Below are 6398 nucleotides of genomic sequence, written 5' to 3' on the forward strand. Positions count from 1 at the left end.
CGCAGTCCGTAGCTCCGGTTGTCCCGTTGCCCGAGGGGTGGCCGGCGATGTCCATCGCCGAAGCCCACGCGAAGCTCACTGCGCCGGGCGCGCGTTTCGAGACGCAGGAGCTCGTCATTCGCGGCATCAAGGGTCGCGTCTGGAAGAATGCGCCGCCAACGCTTCGCGATGTGCTGATCGTGGGTCGTGCCTACAAGGATCGCACCTTCCTGGTTTACGAAGACGATCGCGCGACATATGAAGCATTTACGCGTGCGGTGCTGACGTTCGCACACGAACTACAGGCGCGAGGCATTCGCAAAGGCGATCGCATCGCGCTGATCATGCGCAATTTGCCCGAGTGGCCCGTCTGCCTGTTCGCGGGAGCACTCTGCGGTGCCATCGTCACACCGCTGAATGCGTGGTGGACCGGTCCCGAGCTTGAATACGGATTGAAGAACTCGGGTTCGAAGATCGCGATCGTCGATGCAGAGCGCTACGAGCGCATCGTCGAACACATCGATGCCTGCCCGGATCTGCAGCGCGTCTACATCTGCAGGGAGAACGACGATGTGGCCGATCCCCGGGTGACGAAGATCGAGCGCATCCTCGGCGCGGTGAACGAATGGGGCAAGCTGCCCGATCGACCCTTCCCCGATGTCGTCCTCGAGCCCGAGGACGACGCGACGATCTTCTACACGTCCGGCACGACCGGCAAACCCAAGGGCGCGCTGGCAACCCATCGCAACATCACGAGCAACATCATGACCGCGGGCGCGACGAAGGCACGTGCGTTTCTTCGCCGCGGACAGATGCCGCCCGATCCTTCGACATTGCCTCAGGGCGTGACGCTGCTGGCTGTGCCGCTGTTTCATGTCACGGGGTTCTGCGCATCGCTCGTTCCCAGCGTTTTCGCCGGCGGAAAGATGGTGATGATGCGCAAGTGGGAAACCGAGAAAGCCATGCAGGTCATCGAGCGCGAGCGCGTGACGCTCACCGGCGGGGTGCCCACGATTGCCTGGCAGCTCATCGAACACCCGAATCGCGGCAAGTACGATCTCTCGTCGCTCGAGAACGTCGGTTACGGCGGCGCTCCCTCCGCGCCCGAACTGGTTCGACGGATCGTCGAGGTCTTTCCGAAGTCGCAGCCTGCGAACGGCTGGGGCATGACCGAGACGTCGGCTTCCTTCAGCGGTCACAGCTCGGAGGACTACATCAATCGACCTGCGTCGTGCGGCCCGATTCCCGCAGTCGGCGCGATGAAGATCATGAGCGCCGATGCTGATCGCGAGTTGCCGATCGGCGAAGTCGGCGAGCTCTGGGTGAAGGGCCCGATGGTCGTGAAGGGATACTGGAATCATCCCGAGGCGACCGCCAAGACATTTGTCGATGGCTGGCTGCGAACCGGCGACATCGCCCGACTGGATGAAGAAGGCTTCTGCTACATCGTCGATCGCGCGAAGGACATGCTGATTCGCGGCGGCGAGAACATCTACTGCATCGAAGTCGAGAACGTTCTCTACGATCACCCCGCGATCATGGATGCCGCGCTCGTCGGCATTGCGCACAAGACGCTGGGAGAGGAACCGGGTGCCGTCGTGCAACTGAAGCCGGGGGCGAAAGCGAGCGAAGACGAGATCAAGACGTGGGTCGCGCAGCGGCTCGCGGCCTTCAAGGTGCCGGTGAAGGTGGTGTTCCTCTCGGACACGCTGCCACGCAATCCCGCCGGCAAGATCCTGAAGACGGAGCTGAAAAAGCTGTTCGAGTAAGGAGGCGCGAGGCTCGAGCCAGAAGGGCATCGGGGCCCGTCTTCATCTCTCTGGCTCACGTCTCAGCCTCGCGGGTCAAGCCCTTCCCTAATCCCGCACCGCAAACCCATTTGATGCTCCGCATCAAGGGCCCGCCCGCGCGCCGAATTCCCTCACAGGAAAGAAGTGTTACGCATGTGTTACGAATCCAACATCACTGCACCGAGGTGATGCGCTAACACCCGGCGAACTGTGATGCAGCTCTCATCAAACCGCACCGTGCTGTAAAAAACACGCTGAAATATAAAGAGTTGCAAAGACAATTGACCCTTCTTCCCAGGCTCAAGCACCTTCCGCCACCGCCCGGACGTCGATTTTTCTTACACGCCGGGCTGTGTCTTCACTGCCACATCGGCATCCACCGGTGTCTCAGTAGTAATAAGGAGCTTGCTGTCTCATGAGTACGAGCAACGTCGGATTGCGTCTGGCGGTCGCGGGGGTTCTGTCTGTCGGAACGTACGTCGGGGCCCATGCCCAGCCCGCCGGTCCCGAAACCATGGCGCTGGAAGAGATCGTGGTCACCGCGGAAAAGCGCGAGGAAAAGCTGCAGGACGTGCCTGTTGCCATCTCCGCCTACACCGACAAGGCGCGTGACATCGTCGGTATCAAGAACATCGAAGACTTCGCGTCGTTCACGCCGGGCCTCAATTTCGCTTCGAACGATCGCCTGAGCATCCGCGGCGTCGGCCGCCTCACCAACGCGCTGGGATCGGATCCGGGCGTGGCGACCTACAACGACGGCTTCTACACCTCGAGCACGACCGAATCGAACAAGAGCTCGCTGTTCGTGGAACGCGTGGAATTCCTCCGCGGCCCGCAGGGTACGCTCTACGGCCGCAACTCGATGGGCGGCGCGATCAACATCATCTCCAAGCGTCCGACCACCGAACTGAGCGGTGAAGTGCGCGCTCAGTACGGCACCTACGATCAGCAGATCATCGAGGCCGCGATTTCCGGACCGATCACCGATTCGTTCCGTGCGCGCTTCGCCGGCATCAACTCGACTCGCGACGAAGGCTATTTCGAGAACGACGCCGGCGAGGATCGCTACCGCCAGGAGCGCCGCCTGCTCGAATTGCAGCTCGAAGCGGATCTGGGAGACAGCGCAACGTGGTGGCTGAAGTACTCGAACGTCGAGTGGGGTTCTGACAACTCGGACGGCAGCCTGAACTCGGTGCTGATCGATCCGTACTACGGTGTCGCAACCGCAGGCCAGGCGGCGGCGAGCCCGTTCCCGAGCGGCAGCCTCGTACCGAACGCGCAGTTCCTCGCCACGCGCGCGGGCCTTTCGAATCCGGCTGTGCTCGACCACTACAAGATCAGCGAGAACACCACGGCCAGCGGCACGCTCGAAGACAACCACAACGTCGTCTCGCACCTGACGTTTGACTTCGGAAGCACGACGCTCAAGTGGGTCGGCGGCTGGCAGCAGTCGCACTTCACACTCACCAACGACTACGACCTGACTTCGTTTGCTGGCCCCGTCGCCTCGTATGTCAGCCCGACGAGCGGCGCAACGATTCCGTACGCGACGCCCGTGATCCCGGTGTACGTCTCCGAATTCGTGGACGACAAGCGGTCGTACAGCAACGAGATCAACTTCAGCTCGAGCGGCGATGGCCCGCACAAGTGGATCGTGGGTCTCTACCAGTTCCACGAAGAACAGAAGAATCCGGTGTCGCTGTATGCGCCGGGTCACACCGCCCAGATCAACAACCCGTATGTGCGCGCGGGCGCCGGCCTCGCTCCGTCGGCAACGCTGGCGGCACCGAACGTCGACGGCCGCTTCTACTTCGCGGACGGCGCAGTCGAAGTCGATTCATACGCCGCATTCGGTCAGCTCGACTACGCACTCTCGGAGACGTGGGTCGCCACGATCGGCGTGCGCTATTCCAAGGACGAGAAGGTGGGGGATGAGTATCACCGCCTGATCGCATTCAATCCGATCGCAGTAGCGCTCGGCGGCACCGGTAACGCAGCAGTCGACGTCTCCCCGACGCTCAATCAGCGCCAGCTGGAAGACGAATGGGAAAACGTCAGCGGCAAGGTCGGCATCGAGTGGTCGCCGACGGATGCCACGATGCTGTACGCGAACTACAACCGCGGCTACAAGTCGGGCGGATTCAATCTGGGCACGATCATCGGCGGCGCCGATCCGGCCGCTGCAACGGTCGACGAGGAGATCCTCGATGCCGTGGAGTTCGGCTGGAAGACGAATCTCACGGCGAACTTCCAGTTGAACGGCGCAGTGTTTTACTACCAGTACGCCGACGCGCAGATCCCGTTCCCGCAGTTCCGCAACGGCATCAACGTCACGACGTTCGAGAACGTCGACGCGACGAACTACGGTGCCGAGCTCGAAACGATCTGGGCCGCCACGGACAACCTGACTTTCATGCTCAATTACTCGTATCTCAACACCGAGAACACGCGTGAGTGCCGCTACGTCAGCGCGACCGACTACAGCGACTGCTATTACGACTCGGCCGATCCGCAGGCTCTCGCCGCTGGTGCGAACCCGGTCGGCCAGGACGCCGCCGGCAACTGGCTGCAGAACCTGGACAGCAACCAGCTCCCGCAGGCACCGAAGAACAAAGCCGCGTTCAACACGACCTACCGCATCGACTTCGCGCCGGGGTCGCTGACCTTCTCGGGTTCGTACACCTGGCAGGATGAAGCGACGTACTCGCTGTTCGCGAATCCGGCGTACCGCGTCGACGACTTCGCAACCGCCGACTTCCGCATCCTCTGGGACGATGTGCAGGATCGCTACACCATCATCGCGTATGCCGACAACGCATTCGACGACGAAGGTTACGTGGGCGCATCGGTCACCGCGCTGTCACAGGGTGCACGACGCAGCCGCAGCTTCATCGCACCGGCGACTTATGGGGTGGAGGTGCAGTACAGATTCTGAAGAAGCTACGAGCGACGTGTGAGAAAGTAGCCAGGGGCCCCGGCGCGAACGCGCCGGGGCTTTCTCTTTTCTGGCTCACAGCTCACAGCTCGCGCCTACGGCGCGAACGCCCCCATCAACATCGGCTTCGCATAAAGGTCCGTCGCCGATTGCGTCGCATGCGGGGCCCACCATTTCATCTCCGCTGACGCGTTCAGCGTGATCGTCAGCATCTGGGCGGCGATGAAGGGATCGACAGGACGGATGCAGCCGGAGGCGATGCCGTCGCTGATGATCGAGGCGAAGCGGTCGGAGACGCGGTTCGATTTGCGGACCATCTCGACGCGGATGGCGAGAGGGACGGCGGACAACGCGGACGTACGGAGCAAGGGGCCGACATCGGAGAGCTGGTACTCCATCAGCGTTGCCGCGATCGTCGACAGCTTCCACCAGTGATTCTCGGGTCGGTCAGTGACGGCGCGCTGAATCCGGCGCGATACTTCGAAGCTGCGATCGAAGCATTCGACGACCAGGTCGTCCTTGGCTTCGTTGTGGTGATAGAACGATCCCTTCGTCACGTTGAGTCGTGCCGATATCTTCTCGACGGATGCGCCGCGATAGCCGCGTTCGTTGATGAGGCGCGTTGCGGCGATCAGAAAGGTCTCGCGCGGCGTGGCCTGCGGCTCAACAGGTGCGAGCACTTCGTCGAGCGGCAACGGTACGGGATTCCATTGCCGGCCGGGCGCGGCCAGGCCGTTCACGAACAGGTCGAACATGCGGTCGCGGATGCGATCGTAGTCTTCGAGGTCGTAACGAGGCAGCCAGGCCACGGTCCAGAAGATCTGCTCCATGATGAGATACGCGCGCGCCGTGCGCTGATGCTCATCGAGCCAGGGAAATTCGTTGTCGCCGAAGAGCATTCGCACCTTGGCGAAGAAGCGCATGTACGCTTCGATCACGACGCTGCGCTGCGGCTTCTCCAGCGAGCGGATGTCGTTGAAGAAGGGCACCTGATGCGCGTCGCCGGTCGCGACGCGGTGATTCAGCGCGAGCCAGAGATCGAGCAGTTTCAGCAGACGCGCCTGCGCTGTCGGTTCCCGCAGCGCCTCGGTGATGAGCCCATCGAAGCGCTCGATGCCTTCGAGGAAGCACGCGACGGCGAGATCTTCCTTCTTGCGGAAGTAGTAAGTGACGCTCGTCGTGATCAGGCCGACACTCGCCGCCACGCTCGCAAGCGTCATGCCTTTCACGCCATCGCGATTCAGGATCTCGCTCGCAGCAGCAACGATCGCCTGCTTCTTGCGGGCGTAGCGCGGCGTCGCCGCCGGTTTGTCAGCAGATTCCTCCATCGCCATCCGATCTTCGCTGGTGGACATGTCGTTCTGATATCGCGAGATTGGGCCAGTCTAAGGAACAGGCCACTTGTCCGGCAATTGGTTGTGGCAGTTCCACGGGCCCGCCCGCGAGGCGGCACACCGGATTTCACTGGGAAGAATGGCTGAGCGGAACGGCCCCGCCGGGTCCTGCGGAGCAGGAGAATCCAACGAAGGAGAGGGCGGGTCGACGACAATGTCGGGGAAAGATCCGCCTGAAATGCGGCATTCCCGCGGGTAAGGAGGGCGGCGGGACCGTTCCGATCCCGCCGCCAATCGATCAGAAGATTTCGAACAGTCCCGCGGCGCCCATGCCGCCGCCGACGCACATCGTCACGATGC

The 6398-nt window shown here is 62.3% G+C and carries 3 protein-coding genes; 2 read left to right on the plus strand and 1 reads right to left on the minus strand.

The features are described from left to right. Positions 1–47 precede the first annotated feature (47 nt). Together HNQ60_RS11535 and HNQ60_RS11540 are read left to right on the plus strand one after the other, a co-directional pair. Positions 48–1748 carry a class I adenylate-forming enzyme family protein gene (locus HNQ60_RS11535; RefSeq protein WP_221304136.1) on the plus strand — a complete coding sequence of 567 codons (1701 nt, stop codon included), beginning with the start codon at positions 48–50 and terminating at the stop codon, positions 1746–1748. Between the two features lie 436 nt (positions 1749–2184). Beyond that, entirely contained in the window at positions 2185–4704 is a 2520-nt protein-coding gene (locus HNQ60_RS11540; protein ID WP_184331787.1) for a TonB-dependent receptor, read from the plus strand. A gap of 95 nt (positions 4705–4799) precedes the next feature. On the opposite strand, the gene HNQ60_RS11545 is transcribed toward HNQ60_RS11540, so the two are convergent. Continuing rightward, a complete protein-coding gene (locus HNQ60_RS11545; protein ID WP_221304137.1) occupies positions 4800–6059 on the minus strand; it encodes a TetR/AcrR family transcriptional regulator in 1260 nt (419 codons plus the stop codon). Between the last annotated feature and the right edge of the window lie 339 nt (positions 6060–6398).

It is taken from the genome of Povalibacter uvarum (genome assembly GCF_014202975.1).
Lineage (GTDB): Bacteria > Pseudomonadota > Gammaproteobacteria > Steroidobacterales > Steroidobacteraceae > Steroidobacter > Steroidobacter uvarum.

What these genes read in the sequence shown, in the direction of transcription:
- HNQ60_RS11535 (WP_221304136.1), top strand. Translation starts at nt 48, where the DNA reads ATGTCCATCGCCGAAGCCCACGCGAAGCTCACTGCGCCGGGCGCGCGT.
- HNQ60_RS11540 (WP_184331787.1), top strand. Translation starts at nt 2,185, where the DNA reads ATGAGTACGAGCAACGTCGGATTGCGTCTGGCGGTCGCGGGGGTTCTG.
- HNQ60_RS11545 (WP_221304137.1), bottom strand. Translation starts at nt 6,059, where the DNA reads ATGTCCACCAGCGAAGATCGGATGGCGATGGAGGAATCTGCTGACAAA.